Origin of the sequence: Rickettsia sp. MEAM1 (Bemisia tabaci), assembly GCF_002285905.1 — a bacterium.
In the GTDB taxonomy this organism is placed as follows: Bacteria; Pseudomonadota; Alphaproteobacteria; order Rickettsiales; family Rickettsiaceae; genus Rickettsia.
On record NZ_CP016305.1, the window covers coordinates 395,961 to 420,884 of the forward strand.

Below are 24,924 nucleotides of genomic sequence, written 5' to 3' on the forward strand. Positions count from 1 at the left end.
ACCCATATGAACCCTTTATATATCTGAAAGCTTCTTAGCCTCATCATTTGCAATTAAAGCCTCAATAAATTCATCTAACTGTCCGTTAATTACCTCATCTATTTTATAAAGAGTAAGATTTATTCGATGATCCGATACACGTCCTTGTGGAAAATTATAAGTACGTATACGTTCCGAACGATCCCCAGAGCCTATTTGCTCACGTCTATTATTGGCTCTTTCTTGATCTTTTTTCCTACGTTCTTCTTCATATATTCTAGCACGTAAGATCTTTAATGCTTTAGCTTTGTTTTTATGTTGGGATTTTTCATCTTGTAGTGCTACAGTAATACTGGTAGGTATATGTGTTATTCGGACAGCAGAATCAGTTGTATTAACGTGCTGCCCTCCTGCTCCTGAAGCTCTATAAGTATCAATTCTTAAATCTTTTTCTTCAAGTTTAATATCAACATCTTCTACTTCAGGAAGTACAGCAACAGTAGCAGCTGAGGTATGAATACGCCCTTGCGATTCTGTTTCCGGAACACGCTGCACTCTATGAACTCCTGATTCAAATTTGAGCTTAGAGAATACATCTTTACCTTTTATAGATGCTGAAACTTCTTTGTATCCCCCTATGCCTGTCTCATCAATAGATAGTATCTCAAAACGCCAGCCCTTTAATTCAGCATATCTTTGATACATATTAAACAGCTTAGCCGCAAAAAGTGCTGCCTCTTCCCCGCCTGTGCCTGTTCTAATTTCAATAATAGCACTTTTACTATCCGCTTCATCTTTTGGCAGTAAAGCTATTTTTACGGAACGCTCAAGGCTTGGCAAGGAATCTTCAAGAGTGCGTATTTCTTCCTCTATCATTTCTAAAGTCGCCTTATCTAAACCAGGCTCTTGCTTAAAATTATTTGCCTCTTCGAGTTCATCTTTGGCTTTATTATATTCCTTAATTTTTTGGACAATATCTTCAAGGTCAGCATATTCCTTGGAAGCTTTAACAAATTCTTCCCCTCCTATTCCTGAGGATAGTTTTTCACTTAAATCCTCATATTTACCTAAAATTTTTGTCAGATTATCCGAAAAGCTTGAAATATTCATATTATTTTATTTGTGATTTATTTGTGGTGAGGTTGTTATATCATGGTGGTATTACTGTGAGAAGTCTGTCATCCTGTGGCTTGTCGACGGGATCCAGTAAATAAGAAGTCTAAACACATTAAATTTAAAAAATTAAAAGCTCGATTCATCTCGCTTTATGCTGGATCTAGTTCCCAAGCCACGGGATGACACAAAAAAATTTGTTACAACAATAATAGGGCAGGGCTTTCTATAAACTTCTTAAATGCGCTTAAGAATTCTGCTCCAACTGCTCCATCTACTACTCTGTGGTCAGCAGAAAGAGTTACGTCCATAATTGTTGCTATACTTATTTGATCATTTTTGACTATAGCACGTTTTGAGCTACTACCAACGCCCATTATACAACTTTGTGGTGGGTTAATTATAGCATTGAAATTTTTAATACCATACATACCAAGATTTGAAATAGTAAACCCTCCGCCTTGGAATTCTTCGGGAGTTAGTTTATTTTCTCTAGCTTTCTTGATTAGCCCTTTCATTTCACTAGACAGCTCTACAATATTTTTCTGGTCAGCATTTCTAATTATCGGAGTAACAAGTCCATTTTCAATTGCTACCGCTACTGAAATATCAACATTATTGTAGTATCTAATAGCATCATCCCCCCACGATGCATTAGCGTTCGGCACTTCTTGCAAAGCTTTAGCAACAGCTAGAATAATAAAGTCATTGACTGATATTTTTGCAGATTTATCATCACCAAAAGACTTATTAATATCTTCTCTTATATCTAGTAACTTATCAACATTACATTCTATTGATAAATAAAAATGTGGAACAGTTTGTTTTGATTCAAGAAGACGCTTAGCTATAATTTTACGTATATTGTTATTAGGTGCTAAACGATATTCTTCAGGATTTCTACTAACTATCTTATTACTTAAGGCTTTTAAGCCGCCTTTATGCGATAATACATCTTGTTTGATTATTCTGCCATGCGGTCCACTACCTTTAATTTCTTCAAGTCTGACATTTTGGATTTTTGCAAGTCTTTTAGCAAGTGGTGAAGCAAATACCTTAATATTGTTTTGATTTGAAGCGGTTGCGATATTTTCTTCCTTAACGTTCTGAGGAGCTATAGTTTCAGCAGGTTTTGATATTTCTTCTTTTTTAGGTGAGTTACTGTTGTTTTTCGCTATAAATTCTTCAATTTCGGATGATTCTTCCCCTTCTTCGATTAATACTGCAATTAACGAATTTACAGGCACGTTCTGACTACCTTGAGGAATAATTATTTTAGCAAGAGTACCCTCATCTACTGCCTCTACTTCCATAGTTGCTTTATCGGTTTCGATTTCAGCGATTACTTCTCCGGGATTGATTTTATCCCCTTCTTTTTTTAACCACCTTGCTAAATTCCCTTCCGTCATAGTTGGAGATAAAGCAGGCATTAAAAGTTTGATTGGCATAATTTATTATAGTTTTGATTTTTTTATTGTCGTCTTCTTTGCGTAGTATTTGTCATACCGCAATTTGATTGCGGTATCTTGTATCACAATCCGTGTCCTGAGATCCCGTGGCGGGGCCACGGGATGACAGGATTACGCCCTCATCACACCTTACTGTCAGGGCTAACTATCATTATCATTTGTTTGCCTTCCATTTTAGCCTGCTGATCGATTTTAGCAAGGCCTTCTAATCCTACTTCTATACGTTTAAATAATTCCTCACCAACATCCTTATGAAGAATTTCTCTACCTTTAAACCATAAAGAGATTTTTACTTTATCACCATCTTTTAGAAATTCTTTTATTTTCCTTAGTTTAGTTTCAAAGTCACCTATACTAATATTAGGTTTGAATTTCATTTCTTTAAGTACGACTATTTTTTGCTTTTTACGTGCTTCATGCAAACGCTTTTTGCTTTCGTACTTAAATTTACCGAAATCTAAAATTTTACATACAGGAGGCTCAGCATTAGGCGATATCTCAACCAAATCAAGACCGACTCTTTCAGCCATATCAAGTGCTTGCCTAATATTTACGATGCCATGCATCTCGCCATTTTCGCCTACTAAACGAACCTCTCTAGCTCTGATTTCTCTATTAGCTTTAGGAAAATTATTTTTAGAAATAAAACTACTCCGTCTTATGTTGTTTCATATTGCATTTAACTTATTTTACTCTAAATTACAAGTAAATAAAATATTTTATCTTTATTTTTATATATTCTATTAAAAAAATGGGAAAGATATAATTAAACAAATACCGAATACCAATACAGCGACAATACCAAATATTGTTAGACAAATTCTAGTTAATTTAGCAACTTTTTCCTTTATTTTTAAATTTTGTAATTCTATCTCATGTTTATGAGCTTGCTCTTTTTGTGCCATATTCACTAACTTTTCTAAAGTACCTGGATAAATATTTTCATATTCGGTAACTGTATCAATTGGCGGCAATATATGCTCAAACTTTTTACGATAAAAATTTTTATCTATTTCGTTAGAATGAAAACTCTTAGCATAGCCTTTGTTTAATCTATTATTTTTTGTAAAAAAACTTTTAGTCTCTTTCATATTCTCTTATTATTTTTTGAAACGTACATGCTAAATTATCTCTTACTATCTCAAAATAGTCAAACAATGCTACTTCTTTCTTTTGCTCTATATTGTTGCTTGTTTTGAATATAGTCTTTAATTCATTAAAAATCACTTTTATAGAACTTTGTTTCATTATTATACTAAACAACCCTCAGCTATAAGCTGAGGGGTTATAAAGTGGAATCGATTAGAAATCGATCATCATTCACAGGTTCACCACTAACTTGCTAAGAGATATTTGCGGCTTATATGAGATAAACATATGTACGTGATCACATGATATTTTCCCTGAAATTATATGTACTTCATGTTCCATACAAATCTGCCTCAGTAAATCTCTAGTCCTTTCCGATACTTTGCCTATCAATATTCTCTTCCTATATTTTGGTATCCATATAAGATGCACTTTTAAATCATACTGACTATGACTATTCTTTCTATAACTTCTCATTTCTTGATATAAATTCATTGCTAAAGCAATTTCATTATATCTTCCCTTCGCCTAAAGGCGAGGGATTTTTGATCCCCGAAGGGGGACATTAAATGTGAATTTATAAAATCTTTGTCAGGTATTAGTGGTTCGCCTCTAAAATTTATAGCATTATTAAATATTATTGCAACAAGTTATAAAATTTTTATCACATCCTGATATAATTTTTACTTCTCTAGCACCCTTAGCATAATCAGGTATAACATCTTCTAATATAAACAAATCACCGAAGTTGCTTAAAACTTTACTGCTAAAATTATTATCACAAAATATAATTTGACCACCGTTATAATAGCCATTTTCTTTATCTAAATTTTCTATTCTTAAACTTTCTTTTAGAATTTCTTTAATCTTATAGACTCCACTGGCACCGTCAAGTTAAGTAAATTAGTGTCACAAAGTACTATATTTTTAGATTTCAGACAGCAAGAAGTCTTTGAGTAGCTTCATCCCAAATGGATTTAGCGGACGCAAATGCAATTCTTTGCTCAGATGCTGTTTTAGTATATCTTCCAACATTTACAGCAAATATATTTCTGACTTTTCCCATCAGTGATAATGTACATTGTGCTGAATTAGGATGCTTAAATTTAATCAGTATCTTCTCTTTTCTCCTAGTTGGCTGATGGGCATTCTCAATCCGATTATTTAGTCTTTTATCGGTACGATGCTTAGTCCTAGGACACATATACCTAACTGGTTTAATGTAGCTTTTTAGCTTATCAGTCACAATAACCCTTGGACATGGATAATTACCCAATAATCTTGATAAAAAGCGAATAGCTGATTTCTTGTTACGACGCTTCTGCAGTAATACTTCTAATTCATGTCCCTCAGAGTCAACAGCTCTCCATAATATGAATACTTCACCTTTGATCTTGATATTCATCTCATCCAAATGCCATTTATCAGTTGGCTTTCGCTCTCTCTTACTAATAACATCTTGAAAATAAACTACAAACTTATAACACCAAAACCTTACAGTCTCATGACTTAATATAATACCTCGATAAGCCATCTGCTCTTGAACATCTCGGTAACTATTATTAAAGCGATGATATAACCATACTGTATGGCTAATAATGCTTGCTGGAAAACGATGTCTATTCGGGGCTTGAGTAATATGCATAGCGGTAAAATCTAGGATAAATTGTTACTGCTATTCTATAAATCATTCCCTGTAATTGCTCAATACTTAATTTATACCTCCCTTAACTTGACGGTGCCCTAAAATATTTACCATTACAAATAAAATCATCTTTGATCTGTAAGTTGAATAAATAAATATTAACACTACTTAAAAAATTTTCATAAATAAGTAAATTTATAACAAGAATTAGAGCGTGGAGTATCATAGTGGGATTATGTCATTCCTGCAAAAGCAGGAATGACATATAAACGTACTAACCCTTAATAGTCTGAAGTGCTAGTTTGATTATTTTTGTGATACCAGTATTGGTATAGGTAGAGATAGGAAAAATTTCTTTACCAGTGATTTTTTGTAACTGAGTTGTTTTTTCTGCTATTTCCTCATCAGTTAAAACATCGATTTTATTAAGGCAAATAATTTGGGTTTTATCTTTTAAATAATCTGAATAAGATTCAAGTTCCGTGCGTACTATATTATAATCAGCAACAACGTCTTCGCTACTGCCGTCTATTAAGTGAATCAGTACGTTACATCTTTCAATATGCTTTAGGAATTTATCGCCCAAGCCATGACCTTGACTAGCTCCCTCTATTAAGCCTGGAATATCGGCTATAACAAACTCTTCATCATCAATATATACTACTCCAAGATTCGGCACTAAAGTAGTGAAAGGATAATCGGCGATTTTAGGTTTAGCTGCCGATACTACCGATAAAAAGGTAGATTTACCAGCATTAGGAATCCCCACAAGCCCAACATCGGAAAGCAGCTTTAGGCTTAGCTGAACCCACATTTCTTCAGCAATTTCGCCCTCTGTTCTACGTCTTGGTGCTTGATTGACTGATGTTTTGAAATGGCTATTACCAAGACCGCCATTTCCACCTTTAATTATTTCAAAAGTCTGATCATCTTCGGTAAAATCATGCAGTAATATATCGCTATCTTCTGCAAAAATTTGCGTACCGATCGGCACATCAAGAGTTAAAGATTTACCCGATTTACCGCTTTTATTTGAGCCTTTACCATTTTCACCACTATCTGCAATAAAATGCTGCTTATATCTATAATTTAGTAGCGTATTAAGATGGTGATTGCTTCTAAAAATAATACTACCGCCACGTCCGCCGTCACCACCATCAGGACCACCTCGGTCAATAAATTTTTCACGGTGGAAACTAACGCAACCATTGCCACCATTCCCACCTTTTATATATATCTTAACTTCATCAATAAAATTCATATAACCTTTGTTGTAACGTTGTTGCTACACGCACTTATATGTCATTCCTGCGAAAGCAGGAATGACATTGGACATGGGCAATATCACTTAAAAAACGCATTATACCAAAATTTATCTCTCTTTAATAGTCTTATATTCTCTATGAACTTGACCAGTATAAAGCTGCCTTGGTCTGCTGATTTTCTGCTCAGGGTCTTCGTGCATCTCTTTCCATTGTGCCATCCAGCCTACTGTTCTTGCTGTGGCAAAAAGCACTGTGAACATTTGCGGAGGTATACCCATCGCTTTATAAATAATACCTGAATAAAAATCAACGTTTGGATATAATTTTCTCTCAATAAAATACTCATCTTTAAGAGCGATAGCTTCAAGCTCTATAGCTATTTGTAGTAATGGATTGTTATCTAGCTGCCCTAATTCTTTTAACACCTCCTTGCAGGTTTCTTTAAGCACTGCAGCACGCGGATCATAGTTCTTATATACACGATGACCAAAGCCCATTAACCTAAAATTATCATTTATATCTTTAGCTTTAGCGATATATTTAGGTATATTCTCTACACTGCCTATTTCTTTCAGCATATTTATCACTGCTTCATTAGCTCCGCCATGAGCAGGTCCCCAAAGCGATGCAATACCAGTACTGACGCAAGCAAAAGGGTTAGCTCCCGATGAGCCAGCAATTCTGACTGTTGAAGTAGAAGCATTTTGCTCATGATCAGCATGTAAAATAAATATCTTGTTTAGGGCATTCTTTATCACTGGATTTACTTTATATTTTTCACAAGGTGTGGCAAACATCATATGCAAGAAATTTTCAGTAAAATCTAAAGAATTATCGGGATAAACAAAAGGCTGACCTATAGAATATTTATAAGACATTGCAGCAATAGTTGGGATTTTAGCTATCATTCTAATAGCTGTAAGCTCATAATCCGCTTCTTTAAAAAAATTCAGTAAATCAGGATAAAATGCAGAAAGAGAACCAACCGCCGCAAGCATAATAGCCATAGGATGCGAAGAGCTGCAAAACGTTTGGAATAAATAATGTAATCTTTCATTAACTAACGCATGATGAGCAACCTTTTTAGTAAAATCATTATACTGCTTACTATTTGGTAATTCCCCATAAATCAATAAATACGCCACCTCTAAAAAGTCGCTTTTTTCGGCTAAATCTTTTATATCATAACCACGATGCCGCAAAATTCCTTGATCGCCATCTATATAAGTTATAGTTGATCTACACGAGGCAGTAGACATAAAACCCGGATCGTAAGTAAAGCAATCCGCTTCAGAATATACTTTACTAATATCAATTACATCCTGCCCAATACTTGCTTTCAGTATGGGTAATTTGAATATTTTATCTCTAATCTTTAATTCGGCAAATTCTGTATTATTATTTTCACTGGTCATATATACCCTTAATATTGTTATATACTAGAATTATAAACCTACTTTAAGAAAATGAGAAATTATTTTTATCTTTATGAGATTCGAGCATTACTTTGTTGTGTGTACTAAACAACCCTCAGCTATAAGCTGAGGGGTTATAAAGTGGAATCGATTAGAAATCGATCATCATTCACAGGTTCACCTTCCTGTTCATCAATATAGTGCTGTATCATTTCATCAGTTATATTACCTGAACTGACTGCCATATAGCCCCTAGCCCACAAATGATTGCCCCAAAATTGTTTTCGTAAATGAGTAAATTCTTGCAATAAAATTCTTGAGCTAATGCCTTTTAAGTACTGTACTAACTTGCTAAGAGATATTTGCGGCTTATATGAGATAAACATATGTACGTGATCACATGATATTTTCCCTGAAATTATATGTACTTCATGTTCCATACAAATCTGCCTCAGTAAATCTCTAGTCCTTTCCGATACTTTGCCTATCAATATTCTCTTCCTATATTTTGGTATACATATAAGATGCACTTTTAAATCATACTGACTATGACTATTCTTTCTATAACTTCTCATATTTCTTGATATAAATTCATTGCTAAAGCAATTTCATTATATCTTCCCTTCGCCTAAAGGCGAGGGATTTTTGATCCCCGAAGGGGGACATTAAGGATCTTCATTGCGAGGAGTATATCGACGAAGCAATCTCAGAAGTCTTATAATACTTCCTAAGATTACCGCCTCCATACTTTCTTAGAAGTGTTATAAAGCAAACAGTTAGCACTTAATATATTCGTTTAAAGCTTTTTTAACTATTCCGTTTAAACTATCACCATGCTGCATAGCATATAAACTTACTTCTTTATGTAATTCAGGATCAATTCTAACATTAAAACTGCCTTTAAACGGTTTATCTGGAGCTTTACCTAATATATTACAATCTTCTAAATAACTATCCACGGCTTCATGAAATGATTTTATTAAAGTTTTAGCATCTGAGGCTTCGTAACTTACTAAATCTCTTATAAATTCTATTTTACCAAAAAATATTTTTTCCGAAGCATTAAAATGCACTGACCCAAAATAACCTTTATAACTTATAAAATCGTTTTTTGTCATATTAACTCCTCTTCTTCTAATTTTTTAATTATTTGTTCAATTAGATATGGCTTTATAATTGGTTTAGGATGAGGTTTATGTAAGTTAATGATTAAACCCGTTTTTTTATTATAAAATTTTCTTCTAGAACCTCCTGTTTTACCTCCAGTAAATTCTTCAAATAATAGGCTACCTAATACTCTAGTTAATTCATCCCATGTAAAATCTTTAGGTTTTGATTTAAATCTTTTGATAAGTTTATCTATTGAACTCAATTTAATATTCTTTTCACTTATAAATTCATAATAATATATTTATTAGCATGAAGCAACTAAAATTAGTTACATAAAGGATAAAAATTTTGAGATTAACCAGTTACCAAATTCTTACTTTCAAGATAATCTTTGATCTTCAGCAAATCATACCAAGAGGTGCGTTTTTGGCTAGGTTGGCGGAGTAGATAGGCGGGGTGGAAAATCGCCGTAGTCTGGATAGGAGCGGTTAGGTATTTATTGGTGTAAAAATAATATTCTTGTCTAATTTTAGTAATACCAGCATTTTTTCCGAGCAAGCTAGTTGCGGCAGTGCTACCGACTAAAATAATAAGCTTCGGGTTAACTAAAGCAATATGCTTTTCAACAAAGGGTCTACAAATATCAACTTCCTCTAAAGTTGGCTGCCTATTGGCAGGTGGACGCCAAAACACTGTATTGGTAATATAAGCATTATCTTTTCGTGAAATTCCGATTGCACGCAGCATATTATCAAGTAAATTACCGCTCTCACCACAAAAGGGTATACCTTTTAAATCCTCATTACTGCCAGGAGCTTCACCTATTAACATGATCTTAGCTGCCGGATTACCATCACCAAATACAGTATTAGTAGCTAACTTCTTTAGCTCACAGCCATTAAAATTTAGTAGAGATTCTTTTAGTTCTGCTATATTATTGGCTTTATCGGCAAGTGATCTTGCAAGGCTTATATTATCATGTGTTTTATCGTTCATATTAAACCCGATTTCTTTTTGAGGCGTAGGTTTTGCTTGTGGCTTTTCGACCGGTTTGATATTATCATTTACTTTTAATTTTGGCGGATGCTCTGAACAATAATATTCAATCCCAATTGCATTTAGCCATTTAAATGTATTATTCATTAAATAAATTAAATATGTTAGAATATTCTGTACCTACTGAACTAAGCGGCTTAAGGCTTGATAAAGCTTTATCTCAGCTTCTTGAAAATGTCTCACGCAACCAGATTCAAAAAGCAATTAAAAGTTCTTGTGTACAAATTAACAATGTGATTGTTCTCGATTCTGATATTTTGGTCAAGGATAATGATATTATATTATTTTCTTTTAAAGAACCAGAAGAATTAACAATAGAAGCAGCTGACATAAAACTTGATATAGTTTATGAAGATGAAGATTTAATAGTTATCAACAAAGCTGCCGGTATGACTGTCCATCCAGGGGCAGGACATCATGACGATACGCTTGTTAACGCCCTACTCCACCATACAAGAAACCTATCCGATATCGGCTCATCAGAAAGACCTGGTATAGTGCATCGTTTAGATAAGGACACAACGGGTTTGATGGTGGTTGCTAAAAATAATAAAGCACATATGTTGCTTGCCAATCAGATTGAACAAAGGCAGATCGTACGGAAATATAAGGCTTTAGTGTGGGGCGTAATTAATCCGCTAGAGGGAATAATTAAGAATAATATAGGTCGCAGTCGAAGCGATCGGCAAAAAATGACAATATTGAAATATGGCGGGAAAGAAGCCGTAACCTACTACAAAACTCTAGAGCTATTTTATGGAGGTAGCATTAGTATGGTAGAATGTAAGCTTGCTACTGGCAGAACTCACCAGATTAGAGTGCAGCTAAGTCATTTAAAGCATTCGGTGGTTGGTGATCAAACATATGGTAATAACGACCGAAAAATTAACCATGCTCCGCCTGAACTAAAGGCAAAGTTACTAGACTTCAAACGCCAAGCTTTGCATTCTTGGTATCTAAGCTTCACCCATCCAACCAGTAACGAAGTTATGGAATTCTCTTGCGATTTGCCTGAGGATATGGAGGGGATTACTTTATCAGATGTCATTCCCGCAAAAGCGGGAATCCATTATAAAGCTGGATAAATCGAGCTTTTCATAACTGTATTTTTAATTACTGGATCTAGTTTCCAATCCACGGGATGAGACCGGTAGATGATCCACTCATAAAAATATAATAATATTATAATTTCCATGCAATATTCTATACAAGAGTTTCTTAACGAAAGAGCTTATAAATTACAACAAATTGGGGTTAGTAATCCAAAATTAGAAGCACGAATTTTATTGCAGCATGCTATAAATAAACCTCATGAATATCTGCTTGCTAATCCTGAAAAACAACTAAATCAGCTAGAAATAGAAGCTTTCGAAAAAGCATTAACAAGAAGACTAAAGCACGAGCCTATAGCCTATATTACAGGCATCAAAGAATTTTATTCACGTGAATTTATTGTTAATAAGCACGTATTAATTCCAAGAAACGATACGGAAATTTTAGTGGATGCTGTTATAGGTTTATTCAAACCGTCATTGCGAGCGAATGAAATGAGCGTGGCAATCTCAGGCAAAATTCCTGAGATTGCTTCGTCGACGCCTATAGCGTCTTCTCGCAATGACAATTTTCATATACTCGAACTCGGCACGGGTAGCGGTTGCATCTCTATCAGTCTATTGCTTGAACTACCAAATAGTCAAATAACTGCAACTGATATAAGTATTAATGCGATAGAGGTTGCAAAAAGTAATGCCATAAAGCATGATGTAACGGATCGTTTGCAAATTATTCATAGCGATTGGTTTGAGAGTCTTAAGAAGCAAAAATTTGATCTTATAGTTAATAATCCGCCATATATATCTATAAACGAAAAGCCTGAAATGGCAATTGAGACAATAAATTATGAGCCATCTATTGCTTTATTTGCCCAAGAAGAAGGCTTGCTGAGCTATAAAATCATAGCAGAAAATGCTAAAAAATTTCTAAAACAAAATGGTAAAATTATATTAGAAATAGGATATAAACAAGCAGATCAAGTTAGCCAAATCTTTTTAGATCATGGTTATGTTATTGATAATATCCATCAAGATTTGCAATCTCATAATAGAGTAATAGAAATATCCTTAATTAAGCTAAATAGGTCATATGCAAGACGTATCGGTAAAAGTCTGTCAGGAGTGCAACAAAATTTATTAGATAACGAACTGCCAAAATATTTATTTTCAAAAGAAAAGCTTGTCGGTGAAAAACGTCAAATTTTTCTCGAGATTGGCTTTGGCATGGGCGAGCATTTCATCAATCAAGCTAAAACAAATCCGGATAAACTCTTTATCGGTGTGGAGGTATATCTAAACGGTGTTGCGAATGTTTTAAAACTTGCAGAAGAGCAGAATATTACAAACTTCTTATTATTTCCCAATAATTTAGATTTTATATTAGATGATTTACCAAATAATAGTTTAAACGGAATTTATATTTTATTTCCTGATCCTTGGATAAAAAATAGGCAGAAAAAGAAACGTATTTTGAATAAAGAACGTCTGAAAATCCTACAAACTAAGCTAAAAAATAAAGGTAGCTTGATCTTTACTTCTGATATTGAAAATTATTTTGAGGAAGTAGTAGAATTAATTAAACAAAATAGTAATTTCCAAATTACTAATGAGGATAATTATTCAAAACCACACGATAACTATATAATAACGAAATATCACCAAAAAGCTATTAATGAAAGCAGAACACCCCAATTTTTAAAGGCTATATTTTCAAATATTATTTCTATAAATAGTAAAAAATACTAATAAAATTAGTATTTTTTGGCTGGACCTAGTTCCCAAGCCAATAGTACCGGACGTTTAAAAAAAATGTTATATTTTATTCAGGTATAGGTGACCTTATATGTCATTCCCGCGGAGGCGGGAATCCAGCGTAAAGCGAGATACCTAAGCTTTTAATTTAAAAAACTTGCTGCTTTTATGTTTATTTTTCTGGATTCCCGCCTCCGCGGGAATGACATAGAATAAAAACTGTCTGGTACTATTGGTCAAGCCACGGGGTGACAGAGGAAAAACTGATCTATGCAAGAACGCATAGACAAATTTTTATGAACGGCTTTGTAGGCTTTGTACTAAAGCATCAAAACCTTGGTCTTTTAAAGTCGAAGTAAAATCTTGTTGTTGAGCACCAATAAGACTTACACCTTCTGTAATAACGTCGGAAACTTTGAATTTTCCATTTTCCATTTTACGCACTAAATATTCTACTTTAATATCCTGTCCTTTATTATTAATATTCATGCTAACCATAGAATCTTTTAGGCTTAAAACACGCACTCCTGTTACTTGAGGTTTTTCACTTTTGTAATCTTTTATTAGATCAGTATAAGCTTTAGTAACATATTTAGAATAAACTTCTGTAAACTTTGCAATTTGTTCCTTAGATAAAGTTTGTACTCCGTTACGTCCTAATGTATACCTAGCCATCCAGTCAAAATCTAGATTATTATGCATTAGTTCACGTGCTTTGGCAACTTTTGCATCTTGAGATAGGTTAGGATTATTTAAGGTAGTAGAAGCTTCATTTACTAAGTTAGTAACATAATCATTTAAACCTGCGGGGGCATTATCGTCTGCATAGGAAGAAAATGTAAAAATCAATAAAAATAAGCTAGTAATAATTTTTTGCATAAGAACCTCTTTTAATTAGAATTTACGTTTTTAGGTTTAGGGCATTTAAAGTTTTTAGGATATTGAACAGATGCTTCACGAGCTTGGTATAATGCCGATCTGATAGTAGCATAAGGGTCTAACGAATTCTTCATAACATAATCACTAAATGATAATACATTATATCTATCATTTATTTTACTCACCGCTAAAACACTTAATTCAAAATCTTTATGGGTATAATACATTAAAGGATTAAGTGCATAATTAGTAAATATTGGATCAGTCATATCTCTTGCATTAGTACTACCTATTATCGGTAACACCAAATAAGGACCTGGACCTACTCCATAATGTGCAAGAGTATTACCAAAAGTCTGACGATCTGATGGTAGCCCTACTTTACCTGCCACATCAAATAAACCACCTATACCAAGCGTTGTGTTAATGATAAACCGCCATACGCTTTTCATAGTCTTATCATAATTTAGCTGCAAGCCATAATTTACAGCAGTAAGTGGCATATCAATATTACCAACAAAACTATTAACCCTTGCTTTCATATAATCATTTGTAAGGTTTTTATACCCAACAGCTAAAGGACGTAAAAATATATAATCTAATACTGAGTTAAACGCAAAAATTTTACGGTTAAATTTTTCGTATGGATCGCAAACCTCTCGGCAACCATTAATATTACTGCTACCATTATAGTTATATATGTCATCATCTACATATTCAAGATCAGCTTTTGCGAATAATGAACATAGGATAATCGAAAGTATAATTAGTATTCTCATGATTTATTTTCAGTTTTCTTACAAATAATAATACCGTATTCATTATTTTCCGCTAGTATTATTTCTTCAGAAGTTAATATAACGAAATTATTTTTTTGTAAAATATTATTTATTTCATTTAAATTAAAAATAAATTCTTTACGTTTTACTGAAAAGTGCGTATCCAAATTAGTAGGTAAACAAAGAGAAAAATACCCATCTTGATTAAGCGATGAATATATTGCATTGAAATATGCAGAAAGATCTTTAGTAAAAGTTAATCCACAAAAACTTAAAATAATATCAAATTTATTTGAATTTTGTTTCAAAAACTCACTTATGGAAATATTATATATCTGATCGTAAATTTTAAGGTTAGCATAATATTCTTCTTGAATATCATTCATTAAATTAGAAATTTCTACAGCTGTTAAAGTAAAGCTCTCCAGAAAACGCTTTTCTAATTCGTATCCGACAAGTCCTATATTACTACCAAGCTCTAAGATAGAATAATCATCTGGCAGGTCAGTTATTTGCTTCAAACTCTCATTCACAAATCTATAAGGCAAATGAATATTTTTATCATTGTTAAAAATACTTGGATAATTTTTTGCAGTTAAGTCCCTGTATTTTCCCCAAATTTCCACAGGTATTTCGGTAGCATTTTTATAATTTTTCAAAAAATTTACAAAAATTGTTTTATATTTTTCATTTGATTTTTCTAAATATTTTATGGCTTTTGGATAGTCATTTTTTAAAAAATAAGTCCAACCTAATTGGTAATATACTCTAGAATCATTAGGACTAAAAAAGTTATCAACTAATTTAAATCTAAGTAATGCATCGTTTAAATTACCTCTATATAAATGTTCAAGTCCAAGCTCATAATTGGTTTCACTTAAATGATTCATTTTATATTTACAATCATTTAAATATTTTTTAAATTCTAGAATTTTGTTTTTAATAAAATTTGGTATATTTATTATCGTTAAGCAAAAATTTTTGATTTTATCCTTTATTTTACTAAGCATAGCTATTTTTAAATTAAATATTATCTAATATAATAAAGCATATCTTTATAAATTTTAAAATAAAATAATACTCTTATGCTTAGTTTTACTTGTAAATCAGTGAAATTTGTAGTAATGTGTACATGAAACATGTACAATATAGGTATTTTATGAAATCAATTAGTAGTTCTTCATTTAGAAAGAATCTAAGCACTGTGTTTGATACGGTGGAACGTGACCATATCCCTTATCTCGTAAAAAGAAGAAACCATACAAATCTTATTATTATAACAGAAGAAGAGTATGAATCTACAAAAGAAACATTATATTTATTATCTAATCCGGCTAATGCTGATCGACTACACGAAGCCATCAAACGAGCAGAAAGAAGAGAATTTGTAGAAGTTAATTTAGATGATTGAAGTTAGATGGATATTGGAGGCAGCAGAAGATTTAGCATATTGGAAAAAATATGACATTAAAAATTACAAACGCATTAAACGCTTAGTAAAAAATATTCAAGAAACACCATTTAGTGGTATAGGTAAGCCAGAGCCTTTAAAATACTCAATGACTAATTTATGGTCTCGGAGAATTACTCATGAACATAGATTAGTATATTCTATTGATGCTATAGAAATTATAATATACTCTTGTAGATTTCATTATAAAAAGTAAAAATTTTTTCAAGTATCAGCTTGTGAATATGCTGCTAATAAATCAAGAGTTGGGTAGACGAAGTTTTATTGGGAAAAGAGGAATCGATCTTGAAGCTGATAACCGCAGCGTATTTTTAACATACGTGAGGATTATCAGCAAAAGATAACGCCGCCAATTTTTCAAATAAAACGAGTATACAATTTAAAACTTACTATATTATCATTTTCATCAATACGGACTAATATTATGTCAATTATTTCTACTCGATTAAATGCTATAAAACCGTCCCCTACTCTTGCAGTTGTTAGGAAAACGCTTGAGCTTAAAAGAGCGGGTATTGATATTATTGCACTTGGGGCAGGTGAGCCTGATTTCGATACACCTGATAATATCAAAGAAGCAGCTATCAAAGCTATTAAAGATGGGTTTACTAAATATACAAACGTTGAGGGTATGCCAGCTTTAAAAGAAGCAATACAAGCTAAATTTAAACGAGAAAATAATATAGATTATGATCTTGATGAAATAATAGTTAGCACCGGCGGCAAGCAAGTTATATATAATTTATTTATGGCATCTTTAAATAAAGGTGATGAGGTTATTATTCCTGCTCCTTATTGGGTGTCCTATCCAGATATGGTTTTACTTGCTGAAGGTACTCCAGTTTTTGCAAATTGTGGTATTGAAAGTAACTTTAAACTAAGTGGTGAGGCTTTAGAGCAGTTAATTACGCCTAAAACTAAATGGCTTATTATTAATTCGCCTAGTAATCCAACAGGTGCAAGCTATAGCCATTCAGAATTAGAAAATATTGCTGAAATTCTAAGAAAGCATCCGCACGTAAACGTCATGTCTGATGATATTTATGAGCATATTACTTTTGATGGTTTTAAATTTTATACTTTAGCAGAAATAGCACCTGATTTAAAAGATCGAATATTTACTGTTAACGGAGTATCGAAAGCATATTCTATGACAGGTTGGCGTATAGGTTATGGTGCAGGTTCGAAAGCTTTAATCAAAGCTATGACTATTATTCAGTCACAAAGTACTTCAAACCCGTGTTCAATAAGCCAAGCAGCAGCCGTTGAGGCATTAAATGGCGTGCAAGGCTATATTGCACAAAATGCTTTAAATTTTGAGAAAAAACGTGATCTTGCTTTATCGATTTTACAAAGAGTGAAATATTTTGAATGCTATAAACCTGAGGGAGCTTTTTACTTATTTATTAAATGCGATAAGATTTTTGGAACTAAAACTAAATCAGGAAAAGTAATTAATAATAATAATGATTTCGGTGAATATTTACTTGAAGAAGCAAAAGTCGCTGTAGTCCCTGGTATTGCTTTCGGATTAGAGGGGTATTTCAGGATTTCCTATGCTACTTCTATGGAAGAGCTGCAAGAGGCTTGCTTAAGGATTGAGAGGGCTTGTGGTTCATTATAGTACAAACATGTTTTATGTCATCCCGTGGCCCCGCCACAGGATCCAGCATAAAGCGAGATAAATCGAGCTTTTTATACCTGTATTTTTTATTATTTTTCTGGATCTAGTTCCCAAGCCACGGGATGACACCAATTCACTTGCACGGGATGACACATATAGGTAACTAATGCGTAAAGCTTTTAAAAAATTTTTAAAACGTAATAAATTTGTCCTTAGTTTAATTACTATTTTACTATATTGGTATTTGCGTTTTGTTTATTTTACTTCAAAGCAAAAATTTATATTCTATGACAATGGCAATAAGGAAAAGTTTTTAAATGAGCAAGGCGTAATTTTTGCATTTTGGCATAATATGCTTGCATTAAGTCCTGCTATGTTTAAAGGAATGCCAGATGTCTACGCATTAATATCCCCACATTTAGATGGCAAAATTTTAAATGATTTAGTCGATAAATTTGGCTGCAAAGTTATAGTCGGTTCTAGCAATAAAAATCCACTTGGAGCATTACGGAGTATTATCGAAAAGCTTTCTCAAGGTGCAAATATAATAATTACGCCTGATGGTCCTAAAGGTCCTGTATATAAAGTAAATAGCGGAATTACTGAAATTGCTTATAAATACAATAAAAAATTAATTCTGGTAGTTAGTACTACTTCTAGATGTTTTAGATTAAAAAGCTGGGATAAATTGATAATCCCTTTGCCATTTGGTACGATTAAAGTAATAATAGGGTCACCTTTAGAGCTGACAGACAATAAAGTACAAAATCATATGAATCTTGAAAAATATTTAGTTAATTTAACTGAGAACTTAATAAAATGATGCGTTTATATTACTTTTTAAGTTTTTTGTTATTACCTATTTATTTTGTTATAATTTTCATTCGCCTATTAATAGGCAAAGAAGACATAAAGCGTGTTAAGGAGCGTTTTGCGATTGGTAAACACAAGCAAGATAATGGATTTTTAATTTGGATTCATGCGGCTAGCGTCGGCGAATCTATGATTGCTTTAAATTTAGTTGATAATATAAGCAAACATTTTCCTGAAGTCCGTTTTTTAGTCACTTCTTGGACACAATCTTCTGCTAAAATATTAAGCACTAAATTACCTAAAATAGCTACTCACCAATTGCTTCCGATAGATAATATTATTTTTACCAAAATTTTTCTAAATAATTGGAAGCCTGATTTAGGTATTTTCATAGAATCGGAATTATGGCCAGGTACTATTAATGAAGCAGCAAAGCAGTGTAAATTATTGCTTGTGAATGCCCGCATGTCTGATAAATCCTTTAAATCTTGGAAGAAAAGAAAAGGCTTTTTTCAGCTCATTGTTAAAAATTTTAGCAAAGTTATTGTGCAAAGTGAGCGTGATTTACAGAAATTTAATGAGCTTGGAATATCAAACACAACTAATTTAGGAAATATCAAATTTGCTAATGAAAAGCTTCCAGTTAATCAAGAAGATCTTATAAAGCTAAGTGAACATCTAAAAGACAAGCAAGTTATCGTATTTGCTAGCACCCATCCAGAAGATGAACAAATTATTTTACCTATCATAAAAAACTTAAAAAAACAAGTTATAAATTGCTATATTATCTTAATCCCAAGACATCCAGAACGAGTTAAATCAATTCTTGATAACTGCATAGCACAAGATTTATCAGCTACTGCTAAATCACAAAATGACTTACCGATTTTAACCGATGATCTTTATATAGTTGATAGATTCGGTGAAATGGGGTTATTTTTCTCTATAGCATCAATTTCATTTATTGGCGGCTCTTTCAAACAAGGCGGGCATAATATTTTAGAGGCGGCACATTTCTCTAATTGCATTATATTCGGTCCTGATATGAGTAAAAACACTGATATTGCTAAAGGCGTGTTGCAAAGTAAAGCAGCTATTCAAATTAAAAGCGGTGAAGAGTTATTAAATATGCTGGAATATTTGCTTGATCCTAATAACTCTAGAGAATTAAAAAACTATCAAGAAAATTCACTAAAATTTGTTGAAGAAAACCAGAAAATACTTGATAAATATCTTCAAATAATTACAAAATTTTTCCCATAAAATATAACAAAAGTAGAATTTCTAAAAATAATATTTGACTTTTGATTGTAAAATGATTAAATAGCTCTATTTAAATTATAAACGGAGCTTATTATGCCTGAAGAAGATCAAAAAGCTAAAGTGGTAAGAGACTATATAAATAAGTGGGATGATAATAAAAAGAAATGGGAGAAAGATCATAAAAATGGATCCCATGATTCTAGTGATGGATAACTACTTGGGACATTAATAGTAATTGGATGTTATGCAGCATATCAAGGAGCAAAATTCGCTGGAAAAGCTGCTATAGCAGGGGGAAAAATGGCTGTGGAAGGAGGAAAGATAGCAGGTAAAACGGTAATAAATGCTCGTAAATTACATAAAGGATAAGTAGAAATTGTAAATACCGATAACCAAGGTAATATTATAGAAAAAGCTCCTGAATATGGTCCTACACTTACTGAATCTCAAGAAAGCCCTACATTTTCCAAAAGAGAAAAAGTAAAAGAATTGATTTGCATTCTGATAAAATAGAAAGATTTTTTAATATTCCGGTTTCTAATCTCAAACCTATCGAATTATATTTACCATTTTTGCAAAATTATAAAAATTGTATTATAGTTGCCCCTGATAAAGGAAGCATTAATAAGGTAGAAACCATTGGAAACTTGTTAAACATAGATTTAGCCTATATAACCAAAGAAAGAGATGTTAATAATAGCTGCAATATGGTAGAAATAACAGGGAATGTTGAGAGCAGAAATTGTATATTAATTGATGATATTATCGACAGCGGTGAAACTATTTATAAAGCTGCTAATTTTTTAAAGCAGCATAGAGCTTTATCGGTAAATGCTTTTATTACGCATGCTGTACTTTCAAAAAATTATGATATCGCATTATTGGATCGTATTTTTGTTACTGATACCATAGAAACAGATGACTTATCTTCTAAATTTCATATAATACCTATATTGCCTATCTTAGTAAAAGAGTTAAAAAATATAATATGAGTTTATGCACTCTTGAAATAAATTTGTCAGCTATAAAAGCTAATTATCGTTTATTAAAAAATATTTGTGAAAATGCTCTGGTCGGGGCGGCAGTTAAAGCCAACTCTTATGGACTCGGTGCAATAGAAATTTCTAAAACCTTGCTAGAAGAAAATTGCCGATATTTTTTTGTTGCCTCAAGTAATGAGGGAATTAGTTTGCGTAAAGCTATAGGTGATGAAGCAAATATTCTTATTCTTAACGGCGTATTTGAACATGATGCTTTAGAACTTATAGAATATAATTTAATACCTGTTTTAAATAATTTAAACCAAATCAAGATTTGGCAAAAATTTAGTAGTCTAAAAAATCAATTATTACCTTGCTACCTGCATTTTAATACTGGTATTAATCGCCTTGGGCTAAACCATAATGAGATAGAACAGATAATTAATAATCGTGATTTATTAAAGGGTTTGAATGTGGAATATATTATAAGCCACTTATCAGCTTCTGAGGATAGCGATAACCCTTATAATTTAGAACAACTAAACAAATTTAAAGCTTATTTGGAATATTTCCCAACTGCTAAAGCAAGCCTTGCTAATTCCGGCGGTATATTTTTAGGGAAAGATTATCATTTTAATTTAGTAAGACCTGGTGCTGCTTTATATGGTTTAAATCCTTTAGGACATAACAAACCCAATCCGATGCAAAACCCTGTAACCTTAAAAGCACCTATAATTCACTTACAAAATTTGACATATGGGAGTCGTATCGGCTATAATATGACTTTTACAACCAAGCGTGATAGCTTAATTGCAACTCTGCCTTTTGGCTATGCTGATGGGTTTAGTCGTAATTTTAGTAATCAAGGTACAGTATTTATTAATAGTCGCAGCGTCCCAATAATAGGACGAATATCAATGGATTTAGTCAATATTGATGTTACCGATCTACCACCCTCAGATATTTTTCTAGGACAAGAAGTAGAAATTATTGGAAATAATTGCACTCCTGATAAAATAGCAGATATTATAGGTACTATAGGATATGAGATATTAACTAGCCTTGGTAATAGATATAAAAGAATTTATACTTGATAATGTTATAACCTTATTGTCATCTAGTTGCTTGTCCGATGTTGTTGCATGGCTTCAATGTCATTCCCGCGGAGGCGGGAATCCAGAAAAAAAAAGCATAAATACAACGAGTTTTTAAAATTAAAAGCGTAGGTTATCTCACTTTATGCTGGATTCCCGCTTTCGCAGGAATGACATATAGGACATTTTCCGAGCCATGCGACAATGCCTGCTTGTCCTCGAGATGACAGCAAAATAACCTTAATAATTTAAAATATAAAAAGAATAATACAGATGTTATTAAATATAGCTAATTCTATTGGTAAACGTACCATAAGACTAGCACAAAGTATCGGCAAATTTTCTATATTTAGCTTAGCTGCCATTACTAGCATTATAAGACCACCTTTATATTTTAGTTTAATTATCAAACAATTATTATTTATTGGCTTTTATTCGTTGCCTGTTGTCGCCATGACTACTTTTTTCTCAGGGGCAGTATTGGCATTACAGAGTTATACAGGATTTTCTCGCTTTTCTGCTGAAAGTTCTATCGCAACTGTAGTGGTGTTATCCTTAACTAGGGAACTAGGACCAGTGCTTGCGGGGTTAATGGTAGCAGGAAGAGTAGGAGCATCAATTGCAGCGGAAATAGGTACTATGAGAGTTACAGAACAAGTAGATGCTTTATATACTCTCTCTACAGATTCTATTAAATATCTTGTTTTCCCAAGAGTAATTGCAGCTATTATTACTATGCCTTGTCTAGTTCTAATCGGCGATGTAATCGGGGTTATGGGAGGTTACTTAGTGGGCGTATATAAGCTTGACTTTAACAGTAGCACTTATTTGACTAGCACTTTTCAATATTTAGCGCCAATAGATGTAATATCTGGTCTTGTTAAAGCTGGCGTTTTCGGCTTTATTATTTCTATAATAAGCTGCTATAGTGGTTATTATTCAGGTAAAGGAGCTAAAGGTGTTGGACGATCTACTACTTCTGCGGTAGTAAATTCTTCCATTTTAATCCTAATTAGTAACTACTTAATAACCGAATTATTTTTTAAAGTATAAAAAAGATATGAGTGCAGAAGAAATAAAAATTAAAATTCGGTCATTATATAAATCTTTCAATAGTCATAAAGTATTAGATGGAATAGATTTAGATGTAAAAAAAGGTAGTTCTTTAGTTATTTTAGGCGGTTCAGGTAGCGGTAAGTCGGTCCTAATTAAAAATATAGTAGGGTTAATTAAACCTGATCAAGGTCAAATCTTTATTGATGGTGCAGAAATTCAAAATATCTCAAGCAAAAAAAGATTTGAGATTATGAAAGATATCGGATTTTTATTCCAAGGTGGAGCTCTTTTTGATTCTTTAAATGTACGTGATAATATTACTTTTGATACTAATAAATTATCTAAAAAAGAGAAGAACGATCTTGCTGGAGCAAAACTTGACTCAGTAGGTTTATCCCCTAGAATTCTTGACCTATATCCATCAGAATTATCAGGAGGTATGCAAAAAAGAGTAGCACTTGCACGAGCAATTTGTAGCACTCCCTCAATTTTATTTCTTGATGAGCCAACAACTGGGCTTGATCCTATAATGGCTAATGTTATTAATGAATTGATTATAAAAATCCAAGAAGAGTTAGGGGCAACTACAATCACTATAACTCATGATATGATTAGTGCCGAAAAAATAGCTAAAGAAATAGCTATGATTTATCAAGGAAAAATTAAGTGGTATGGTAGCAAAGATGAAATGCGTAATAGTAATAATCCTTACTTAAAGCAATTCATAAATGGCTTAACTACTGGTCCTATTGAGGTATAATATGTTTAAAAATTTATTATTTATACTAACGATTTTAAGTATAAGTTTTAATGTTTATGCCATAAATAATAGAGCTTATACGACATCAGATATAGTAAAAATAGCGATTGTTCTTGGAATTGTTGCTTTAATTTTTAGCCCTGCAAAATTTCGTATTATAGTTATCGGTACAGCTTTAGGTCTAACTCTTGCATATTATACCTATAAATATATAGTACCTATCTTTATTTCTTCATTAAATGGTCCCTGAAAAATAAGACGAATTTAATCGGCACCGTCAAGTTAAGTAAATTAGTGTCACAAAGTACTATATTTTTAGATTTCAGACAGCAAGAAGTCTTTGAGTAGCTTCATCCCAAATGGATTTAGCGGACGCAAATGCAATTCTTTGCTCAGATGCTGTTTTAGTATATCTTCCAACATTTACAGCAAATATATTTCTGACTTTTCCCATCAGTGATAATGTACATTGTGCTGAATTAGGATGCTTAAATTTAATCAGTATCTTCTCTTTTCTCCTAGTTGGCTGATGGGCATTCTCAATCCGATTATTTAGTCTTTTATCGGTACGATGCTTAGTCCTAGGACACATATACCTAACTGGTTTAATGTAGCTTTTTAGCTTATCAGTCACAATAACCCTTGGACATGGATAATTACCCAATAATCTTGATAAAAAGCGAATAGTTGATTTCTTGTTACGACGCTTCTGCAGTAATACTTCTAATTCATGTCCCTCAGAGTCAACAGCTCTCCATAATATGAATACTTCACCTTTGATCTTGATATTCATCTCATCCAAATGCCATTTATCAGTTGGCTTTCGCTCTCTCTTACTAATAACATCTTGAAAATAAACTACAAACTTATAACACCAAAACCTTACAGTCTCATGACTTAATATAATACCTCGATAAGCCATCTGCTCTTGAACATCTCGGTAACTATTATTAAAGCGATGATATAACCATACTGTATGGCTAATAATGCTTGCTGGAAAACGATGTCTATTCGGGGCTTGAGTAATATGCATAGCGGTAAAATCTAGGATAAATTGTTACTGCTATTCTATAAATCATTCCCTGTAATTGCTCAATACTTAATTTATACCTCCCTTAACTTGACGGTACCGATATGTATGGTGCTAATCCAAATTACGATACGATAAAATATTCTATGATCATAATAATTGTCAGTGCATTTATTACCCATCTTTTACTTTATCATTTTGGTTTCCGTGAGTGGAGATTCCGCAATAAG

At 32.6% G+C, this 24,924-nt stretch carries 29 protein-coding genes and 1 pseudogene; 12 read left to right on the forward strand and 18 right to left on the reverse strand.

What is annotated here, in order from left to right:
- Positions 1-15 precede the first annotated feature (15 nt).
- The 14 genes and pseudogenes from prfA to BA173_RS02165 all read right to left on the reverse strand — a co-directional run bounded on the left by prfA (position 16) and on the right by BA173_RS02165 (position 10,228).
- Positions 16-1,089: a peptide chain release factor 1 gene (gene prfA, locus BA173_RS02105; protein WP_016948518.1), complete on the reverse strand. Its 1,074-nt coding sequence runs from the start codon at positions 1,087-1,089 to the stop codon at positions 16-18.
- Between the two features lie 203 nt (positions 1,090-1,292).
- Positions 1,293-2,540: a pyruvate dehydrogenase complex dihydrolipoamide acetyltransferase gene (locus tag BA173_RS02110; protein ID WP_016948519.1), complete on the reverse strand. Its 1,248-nt coding sequence runs from the start codon at positions 2,538-2,540 to the stop codon at positions 1,293-1,295.
- 143 nt (positions 2,541-2,683) lie between these two features.
- Positions 2,684-3,223: a translation initiation factor IF-3 gene (gene infC / locus BA173_RS02115; RefSeq protein ID WP_083198482.1), complete on the reverse strand. Its 540-nt coding sequence runs from the start codon at positions 3,221-3,223 to the stop codon at positions 2,684-2,686.
- 81 nt (positions 3,224-3,304) lie between these two features.
- A complete protein-coding gene (locus BA173_RS02125; protein WP_016948521.1) occupies positions 3,305-3,652 on the reverse strand; it encodes a DUF2335 domain-containing protein in 348 nt (115 codons plus the stop codon).
- A complete protein-coding gene (locus tag BA173_RS08135; RefSeq protein ID WP_016948522.1) occupies positions 3,639-3,809 on the reverse strand; it encodes a hypothetical protein in 171 nt (56 codons plus the stop codon). Before BA173_RS08135 ends, BA173_RS02125 begins: the two co-directional genes overlap by 14 nt.
- A gap of 72 nt (positions 3,810-3,881) precedes the next feature.
- Entirely contained in the window at positions 3,882-4,127 is a 246-nt protein-coding gene (gene tnpA, locus BA173_RS02130; RefSeq protein WP_232505910.1) for an IS200/IS605 family transposase, read from the reverse strand.
- Positions 4,128-4,225: 98 nt separating this feature from the next.
- A pseudogene (locus BA173_RS07670) lies at positions 4,226-4,388 on the reverse strand (phage BR0599 family protein); the annotation flags it as partial.
- Positions 4,389-4,584: 196 nt separating this feature from the next.
- Positions 4,585-5,295: an IS6 family transposase gene (locus tag BA173_RS02135; RefSeq protein ID WP_095568243.1), complete on the reverse strand. Its 711-nt coding sequence runs from the start codon at positions 5,293-5,295 to the stop codon at positions 4,585-4,587.
- A 274-nt stretch (positions 5,296-5,569) separates the two neighbouring features.
- Positions 5,570-6,556, reverse strand: coding sequence for a GTPase ObgE (gene obgE / locus BA173_RS02140; RefSeq protein ID WP_016948524.1), 987 nt, complete (start codon positions 6,554-6,556; stop codon positions 5,570-5,572).
- A gap of 111 nt (positions 6,557-6,667) precedes the next feature.
- Positions 6,668-7,975 carry a citrate synthase gene (locus BA173_RS02145; protein WP_016948525.1) on the reverse strand — a complete coding sequence of 436 codons (1,308 nt, stop codon included), beginning with the start codon at positions 7,973-7,975 and terminating at the stop codon, positions 6,668-6,670.
- A 134-nt stretch (positions 7,976-8,109) separates the two neighbouring features.
- Entirely contained in the window at positions 8,110-8,550 is a 441-nt protein-coding gene (gene tnpA, locus BA173_RS02150; protein ID WP_095568267.1) for an IS200/IS605 family transposase, read from the reverse strand.
- A gap of 201 nt (positions 8,551-8,751) precedes the next feature.
- A complete protein-coding gene (locus BA173_RS02155; RefSeq protein ID WP_016947724.1) occupies positions 8,752-9,093 on the reverse strand; it encodes a type II toxin-antitoxin system HicB family antitoxin in 342 nt (113 codons plus the stop codon).
- Positions 9,090-9,347: a type II toxin-antitoxin system HicA family toxin gene (locus BA173_RS02160; RefSeq protein WP_016947723.1), complete on the reverse strand. Its 258-nt coding sequence runs from the start codon at positions 9,345-9,347 to the stop codon at positions 9,090-9,092. Before BA173_RS02160 ends, BA173_RS02155 begins: the two co-directional genes overlap by 4 nt.
- A 92-nt stretch (positions 9,348-9,439) precedes the next feature.
- Entirely contained in the window at positions 9,440-10,228 is a 789-nt protein-coding gene (locus BA173_RS02165; RefSeq protein WP_016947722.1) for a uracil-DNA glycosylase family protein, read from the reverse strand.
- 14 nt (positions 10,229-10,242) lie between these two features.
- On the opposite strand from BA173_RS02165, the gene BA173_RS02170 reads away from it, so the two are divergent.
- Both BA173_RS02170 and trmB read left to right on the forward strand, forming a co-directional pair.
- Entirely contained in the window at positions 10,243-11,226 is a 984-nt protein-coding gene (locus BA173_RS02170) for an RluA family pseudouridine synthase (protein ID WP_068041410.1), read from the forward strand.
- 108 nt (positions 11,227-11,334) lie between these two features.
- The gene (gene trmB, locus BA173_RS02175) at positions 11,335-12,939 is read left to right on the forward strand and encodes a bifunctional peptide chain release factor N(5)-glutamine methyltransferase PrmC/tRNA (guanosine(46)-N7)-methyltransferase TrmB (protein WP_068041408.1); all 1,605 of its coding nucleotides are present in this window, start codon (positions 11,335-11,337) and stop codon (positions 12,937-12,939) included.
- Positions 12,940-13,239: 300 nt separating this feature from the next.
- On the opposite strand, the gene BA173_RS02180 is transcribed toward trmB, so the two are convergent.
- From BA173_RS02180 to BA173_RS02190, 3 genes are read right to left on the reverse strand one after another with little or no spacing between them, the layout of a single operon-like run.
- Positions 13,240-13,824, reverse strand: coding sequence for a phospholipid-binding protein MlaC (locus tag BA173_RS02180; protein WP_016947716.1), 585 nt, complete (start codon positions 13,822-13,824; stop codon positions 13,240-13,242).
- A gap of 11 nt (positions 13,825-13,835) precedes the next feature.
- Positions 13,836-14,603 carry a VacJ family lipoprotein gene (locus BA173_RS02185; RefSeq protein WP_016947717.1) on the reverse strand — a complete coding sequence of 256 codons (768 nt, stop codon included), beginning with the start codon at positions 14,601-14,603 and terminating at the stop codon, positions 13,836-13,838.
- Positions 14,600-15,613, reverse strand: coding sequence for a methyltransferase domain-containing protein (locus BA173_RS02190; protein ID WP_016947718.1), 1,014 nt, complete (start codon positions 15,611-15,613; stop codon positions 14,600-14,602). The genes BA173_RS02185 and BA173_RS02190 overlap by 4 nt, the downstream gene beginning before the upstream one ends.
- Before the next feature lie 149 nt (positions 15,614-15,762).
- Here BA173_RS02190 and BA173_RS02195 point away from each other — a divergent pair, with 149 nt between their 5' ends.
- From BA173_RS02195 to BA173_RS02240, 10 genes are all read left to right on the forward strand, one after another.
- The gene (locus BA173_RS02195) at positions 15,763-16,014 is read left to right on the forward strand and encodes a type II toxin-antitoxin system Phd/YefM family antitoxin (RefSeq protein ID WP_068041404.1); all 252 of its coding nucleotides are present in this window, start codon (positions 15,763-15,765) and stop codon (positions 16,012-16,014) included.
- Entirely contained in the window at positions 16,007-16,270 is a 264-nt protein-coding gene (locus tag BA173_RS02200) for a Txe/YoeB family addiction module toxin (RefSeq protein WP_068041402.1), read from the forward strand. Before BA173_RS02195 ends, BA173_RS02200 begins: the two co-directional genes overlap by 8 nt.
- Positions 16,271-16,498: 228 nt before the next feature.
- The gene (locus BA173_RS02205) at positions 16,499-17,698 is read left to right on the forward strand and encodes a pyridoxal phosphate-dependent aminotransferase (RefSeq protein WP_068041399.1); all 1,200 of its coding nucleotides are present in this window, start codon (positions 16,499-16,501) and stop codon (positions 17,696-17,698) included.
- A gap of 166 nt (positions 17,699-17,864) precedes the next feature.
- Complete coding sequence (locus tag BA173_RS02210; RefSeq protein WP_016947646.1) at positions 17,865-18,521, forward strand: lysophospholipid acyltransferase family protein; 657 nt, start codon at positions 17,865-17,867, stop codon at positions 18,519-18,521.
- Positions 18,518-19,774: a lipid IV(A) 3-deoxy-D-manno-octulosonic acid transferase gene (gene waaA / locus BA173_RS02215; RefSeq protein ID WP_016947647.1), complete on the forward strand. Its 1,257-nt coding sequence runs from the start codon at positions 18,518-18,520 to the stop codon at positions 19,772-19,774. The genes BA173_RS02210 and waaA overlap by 4 nt, the downstream gene beginning before the upstream one ends.
- A gap of 494 nt (positions 19,775-20,268) precedes the next feature.
- Entirely contained in the window at positions 20,269-20,766 is a 498-nt protein-coding gene (gene prs / locus BA173_RS02220; protein ID WP_016947649.1) for a ribose-phosphate diphosphokinase, read from the forward strand.
- Positions 20,763-21,848 (forward strand): alanine racemase, encoded by a 1,086-nt coding sequence (locus tag BA173_RS02225; protein ID WP_016947650.1) that lies wholly within the window; start codon positions 20,763-20,765, stop codon positions 21,846-21,848. The genes prs and BA173_RS02225 overlap by 4 nt, the downstream gene beginning before the upstream one ends.
- Before the next feature lie 273 nt (positions 21,849-22,121).
- Positions 22,122-22,901, forward strand: a complete 780-nt coding sequence (locus BA173_RS02230) for an MlaE family ABC transporter permease (protein WP_016947651.1) — start codon at positions 22,122-22,124, stop codon at positions 22,899-22,901.
- Positions 22,902-22,908: 7 nt separating this feature from the next.
- Positions 22,909-23,664: an ABC transporter ATP-binding protein gene (locus tag BA173_RS02235; protein WP_016947652.1), complete on the forward strand. Its 756-nt coding sequence runs from the start codon at positions 22,909-22,911 to the stop codon at positions 23,662-23,664.
- Between the two features lies 1 nt (position 23,665).
- On the forward strand, positions 23,666-23,914 hold the full coding sequence (locus BA173_RS02240) for a DUF5510 family protein (protein ID WP_011477992.1): 249 nt from the start codon (positions 23,666-23,668) through the stop codon (positions 23,912-23,914).
- A 72-nt stretch (positions 23,915-23,986) separates the two neighbouring features.
- On the opposite strand, the gene BA173_RS02245 is transcribed toward BA173_RS02240, so the two are convergent.
- Entirely contained in the window at positions 23,987-24,697 is a 711-nt protein-coding gene (locus BA173_RS02245) for an IS6 family transposase (protein WP_095568268.1), read from the reverse strand.
- Between the last annotated feature and the right edge of the window lie 227 nt (positions 24,698-24,924).

Bases quoted from the DNA above. Each gene is read 5' to 3' on its own strand.
- prfA (WP_016948518.1), bottom strand. From the start codon at position 1,089: ATGAATATTTCAAGCTTTTCGGATAATCTGACAAAAATTTTAGGTAAA.
- BA173_RS02110 (WP_016948519.1), bottom strand. From the start codon at position 2,540: ATGCCAATCAAACTTTTAATGCCTGCTTTATCTCCAACTATGACGGAA.
- BA173_RS02125 (WP_016948521.1), bottom strand. From the start codon at position 3,652: ATGAAAGAGACTAAAAGTTTTTTTACAAAAAATAATAGATTAAACAAA.
- BA173_RS08135 (WP_016948522.1), bottom strand. From the start codon at position 3,809: ATGAAACAAAGTTCTATAAAAGTGATTTTTAATGAATTAAAGACTATA.
- tnpA (WP_232505910.1), bottom strand. From the start codon at position 4,127: ATGAGAAGTTATAGAAAGAATAGTCATAGTCAGTATGATTTAAAAGTG.
- BA173_RS02135 (WP_095568243.1), bottom strand. From the start codon at position 5,295: ATGCATATTACTCAAGCCCCGAATAGACATCGTTTTCCAGCAAGCATT.
- obgE (WP_016948524.1), bottom strand. From the start codon at position 6,556: ATGAATTTTATTGATGAAGTTAAGATATATATAAAAGGTGGGAATGGT.
- BA173_RS02145 (WP_016948525.1), bottom strand. From the start codon at position 7,975: ATGACCAGTGAAAATAATAATACAGAATTTGCCGAATTAAAGATTAGA.
- tnpA (WP_095568267.1), bottom strand. From the start codon at position 8,550: ATGAGAAGTTATAGAAAGAATAGTCATAGTCAGTATGATTTAAAAGTG.
- BA173_RS02155 (WP_016947724.1), bottom strand. From the start codon at position 9,093: ATGACAAAAAACGATTTTATAAGTTATAAAGGTTATTTTGGGTCAGTG.
- BA173_RS02165 (WP_016947722.1), bottom strand. From the start codon at position 10,228: ATGAATAATACATTTAAATGGCTAAATGCAATTGGGATTGAATATTAT.
- BA173_RS02170 (WP_068041410.1), top strand. From the start codon at position 10,243: ATGTTAGAATATTCTGTACCTACTGAACTAAGCGGCTTAAGGCTTGAT.
- trmB (WP_068041408.1), top strand. From the start codon at position 11,335: ATGCAATATTCTATACAAGAGTTTCTTAACGAAAGAGCTTATAAATTA.
- BA173_RS02180 (WP_016947716.1), bottom strand. From the start codon at position 13,824: ATGCAAAAAATTATTACTAGCTTATTTTTATTGATTTTTACATTTTCT.
- BA173_RS02185 (WP_016947717.1), bottom strand. From the start codon at position 14,603: ATGAGAATACTAATTATACTTTCGATTATCCTATGTTCATTATTCGCA.
- BA173_RS02190 (WP_016947718.1), bottom strand. From the start codon at position 15,613: ATGCTTAGTAAAATAAAGGATAAAATCAAAAATTTTTGCTTAACGATA.
- BA173_RS02195 (WP_068041404.1), top strand. From the start codon at position 15,763: ATGAAATCAATTAGTAGTTCTTCATTTAGAAAGAATCTAAGCACTGTG.
- BA173_RS02200 (WP_068041402.1), top strand. From the start codon at position 16,007: ATGATTGAAGTTAGATGGATATTGGAGGCAGCAGAAGATTTAGCATAT.
- BA173_RS02205 (WP_068041399.1), top strand. From the start codon at position 16,499: ATGTCAATTATTTCTACTCGATTAAATGCTATAAAACCGTCCCCTACT.
- BA173_RS02210 (WP_016947646.1), top strand. From the start codon at position 17,865: ATGCGTAAAGCTTTTAAAAAATTTTTAAAACGTAATAAATTTGTCCTT.
- waaA (WP_016947647.1), top strand. From the start codon at position 18,518: ATGATGCGTTTATATTACTTTTTAAGTTTTTTGTTATTACCTATTTAT.
- BA173_RS02225 (WP_016947650.1), top strand. From the start codon at position 20,763: ATGAGTTTATGCACTCTTGAAATAAATTTGTCAGCTATAAAAGCTAAT.
- BA173_RS02230 (WP_016947651.1), top strand. From the start codon at position 22,122: ATGTTATTAAATATAGCTAATTCTATTGGTAAACGTACCATAAGACTA.
- BA173_RS02235 (WP_016947652.1), top strand. From the start codon at position 22,909: ATGAGTGCAGAAGAAATAAAAATTAAAATTCGGTCATTATATAAATCT.
- BA173_RS02240 (WP_011477992.1), top strand. From the start codon at position 23,666: ATGTTTAAAAATTTATTATTTATACTAACGATTTTAAGTATAAGTTTT.
- BA173_RS02245 (WP_095568268.1), bottom strand. From the start codon at position 24,697: ATGCATATTACTCAAGCCCCGAATAGACATCGTTTTCCAGCAAGCATT.